Annotated in this window: 3 protein-coding genes; all 3 read left to right on the forward strand. The window is 53.4% G+C overall.

Going from position 1 to position 3,449, the window contains the following annotated elements:
• Nucleotides 1-560: tripartite tricarboxylate transporter TctB family protein (locus AC128V_RS06815; protein WP_482763920.1), on the forward strand; the 560-nt coding region annotated here is incomplete at its 5' end.
• Nucleotides 560-2,053, forward strand: coding sequence for a tripartite tricarboxylate transporter permease (locus AC128V_RS06820; protein ID WP_482763921.1), 1,494 nt, complete (start codon nt 560-562; stop codon nt 2,051-2,053). The genes AC128V_RS06815 and AC128V_RS06820, both read left to right, overlap by 1 nt.
• Nucleotides 2,054-3,226, forward strand: a complete 1,173-nt coding sequence (locus AC128V_RS06825) for an MFS transporter (RefSeq protein ID WP_482763922.1) — start codon at nt 2,054-2,056, stop codon at nt 3,224-3,226. It begins immediately after the preceding gene.
• Nucleotides 3,227-3,449 lie beyond the last annotated feature (223 nt).

Consider the following 3,449-nt stretch of genomic DNA (forward strand, 5'->3'; position numbering starts at 1 on the left):
CAGCAAAGGGGGAGCTGGTTTTCACCAGCTTCCTCTTTGTTGTTGCGGTAGTTGTTTTAGTTGACACCTTTGGCATGAAGAAATCCAACGCGGTTGGATTTGTCGGACCCGAGGTATTTGCTTACATAGTCGGTGGCCTACTTTTGGTGCTTTCCGGATCACAAATTATTGCGGTCCTTAGGGGCGAACGCGGCACTCCAGAAGGCGTTGAGGGTGGCGTAGCCGTATCCGATCCAAACTGGAAAGCCTTTGGCCTTTTGGCTACTGCCCTTGTCCTCTACAGCCTGCTAATGCCTATTCTTGGCTTCCCAATCATGGGAGCGGTGCTCTATTTCATGGTGGCGAAAGCCATCGGTGCAAAGCGCAACCTCCGGACCGCTTTGATAGCGGCCTTTATATCGCTAGCGATATTCTTTGCCTTCAACGAAGGCCTCCAGCTCCAGCTACCTTCTGGGCTTGACACAGTTGACAACATTTTGAATCCTGTGAATGAAAATGCCCCAACCGAAGAGATCGTCGACGAAAACGGCGTAATCGTTGAAGAAGATGGAGGCTGGTAATGGATTTCTCCTCCTTCTTAGCTGGATTTGCTAACTCACTAACTTTGACCAACTTGGGCTTTGCCCTGTTGGGAACAATTCTTGGAACTTTGGTTGGTGTGCTGCCGGGCATCGGCCCAGCTCTTGCAATCTCGCTATTGCTTCCGGTGGCACTTGCGGTTGACCCGACCGCGGCGCTAATCATGTTTGGCGCTATCTATTACGGCGCAATGTTTGGTGGTTCTACAACTTCAATTCTGCTAAATGCCCCTGGTGAATCTGGCTCGGTGATGACCACCATCGAGGGCAACAAGATGGCCCGAAACGGTAGGGCTAGCGCAGCTCTTGCTACCGCGGCCATTGGTTCGTTTGTCGCCGGTGCGATTGCCACCGGAATCGTGGCTGTCGCATCCCCAACGATTGCTTGGATCGGTATCCGCATGACCCCGGCCGACTTCTTCGCACTTATGGTTTTGGCTTTTGGAACTGTGGGTGCAGTCCTGGGCCAGTCGATGAGACGTGGCCTGATTGCTCTGACCTTCGGTCTCTCCATTGGCTTGATTGGCCTAGATCTGCAAACCGGATCTTCCCGTCTAACCTTTGGAATCCCAGAAGCATTCGATGGCATCGAAACCGTTGTACTGGTCGTATCGCTGTTTGCTTTGGGCGAGGCGCTCTATGTCTCGCTCTACGGCAAGCTAGGCGGGGTAGCCAAGAACAAGTTCTCTGGTCTGGCCTGGATGACAAAGGCAGAGTTCAAGAGATCCTTCTGGCCCTGGATGCGTGGAACCGCAATTGGTTTCCCAACCGGTGTAATACCTGCCGGTGGCTCTGAGCTTCCAACCTTCCTGAGCTACTCGCTGGAAAAGCGATTGGCTCGCAAGAAGCACAACGAGTTTGGCAATGGCGCAATCGAAGGTGTTGCAGGACCTGAGGCTGCGAACAACGCAAACGCCGCCGGCGCCATGGTCCCTCTTCTGGCACTGGGCCTTCCGACCTCAGCAACTGCAGCGGTTATGTTGGTCGCATTCCAGCAGTTCGACATCCGTCCAGGACCACTGCTTTTCACCGACCAGCCAGTTTTGGTCTGGACGCTTATCGCATCGCTATTCATTGGCAATGCGCTGCTATTGGTGATCAACCTTCCGCTGGTAGGCCTTTGGGCCAAGCTGCTTGATATTCCAGCGCCGTATCTTTACGGAGGCATTGTTACCTTCGCCATGGTGGGAGCGTATGTGCTGAACAACAGCGCCTTCGATCTCTGGGCAGCGGTAGTCATTGGAATCATCGGCTTGCTGTTTAGAAAGTTTGGCTATCCGGTAACGCCTTTGATCCTCGGTGTGATTCTTGGGCCTATGGCCGAGCAGGAATTCCGTCGAGCACTGCAAAGTGCGGCCGGTGACTGGAGCGTGCTAGTGAGCACCCCATTCACCATCTCTATCTATGTACTTCTAGCCCTGGTGCTAGTCGCACCTCAGGTTATAAAGCTCGTTAGATCAAAACAGCAGGCATAATTGCGAACCACAAGACCAATACCGAGTAGGTGGCTGGTCCTTGTCCTGATTCACTCCGCCCTTATTCAGGCTGGAGTGTATGTAGTTAGGCCGATGGCCACTTATCAAGCGGTAAACCTTGGTGCGGATGCCACTTTGGTGGGCGTGATTGGTGCAACCTTTGCGCTAGCTCCATTTTTGTTTGCCATTCCAGTAGGCAAGTGGGTTGACTTTGGTTTTGCTGGGCGGGCTACCTTCCTCGGCCCCTTACTCGCCATCGCAGCGACCATCGGTCTGGTATTTGCCGACCAGGTTTGGCAGCTCATGCTCTGGATGCCAATCCTGGGAACAGGTCACCTACTAGCGATGGTTGGTGGGCAGACTTTGATAGCTCAGTTCTCCGAAGACAAAAAGTATGAGACCAACTTTGGCCTGCTGACCTTCTACGCATCACTGGGTCACGCCGTTGGACCATTTGTCGGCGGTTACCTAGCTGAATCAGATGGTCCAGAGATCATCGTGGCACCAGCACTTTGGTTTGCTGCCGCGCTGTTTATCCTTGGCGCAATCGCGACGATTCCACTGTTCGCGAAGCTGGCTTCAACTGGCGATGGGTCACCCAAAGGCTCGATCAAAGAGGTCTTCGCAGTGCCCGGCTATAAGCCCGCCATATTCGTTGCGGGTGCCACAACAGCGGTTGTGGATGTCACCCTGATCTACCTCCCGCTGTTAGGTATTGCGCTTGGCTTCAGCGTTACCCAAATCGGCGTCCTTCTAGCTATCAGAGCGCTGTTCTCGATGGCAGTTCGATTTGTGCTCGGGCCACTGCGAGATCGCTTTGGCCTCAGGGCAATTCTTGTTATCGGGTCGGCCGTGACGATGTTGGGTGCAATTGGTATCGCGGTCAGCACCGAGTTCTACCTAATTGCAGCGCTTCTAGCTGTCACCGGATTTGCGATGGGAATTGGTCAGCCAGCGACCATGGCCTGGGTATCGAGAATCTCCAGTCCTAATAATCGTGGCCTAGCAATCTCAATTCGATTGACCTCAAATCGCTTTGGTCAGGTCGTAGTTCCGGTGGTAGCTGGTGCCGTTGCAGCCGCGAGTGTTGGTGGAGTGTTCTACTTATTGGCAGCTCTAATGCTTTTGTCGGCTGGGGTCTCCAAGAAGTGGGCTCCCGGGCAAGCGAGTTAGCCCAAAAATCTGTTCCCAATAGGGACAAAAAGGAAGCTGTATTTACTTATCCACCCCTAAGGGTGCGGTGTTGCCAATTGCGTTCCCAGTGGGGTACCAAACGAATGTCCGGACAAACCCTGCTAACAGACTTATCCCAATCGTTTAGGCAAATGGTAGGGGTGGAATGTCGATCAGCGTTGATTCACTGCGTTCAGCGCGCTCGAAGATTCTCAGACTATTT

This window comes from Aquiluna sp. (genome assembly GCF_965064355.1).

Bases quoted from the DNA above. Each gene is read 5' to 3' on its own strand.
- AC128V_RS06820 (WP_482763921.1), top strand. From the start codon at position 560: ATGGATTTCTCCTCCTTCTTAGCTGGATTTGCTAACTCACTAACTTTG.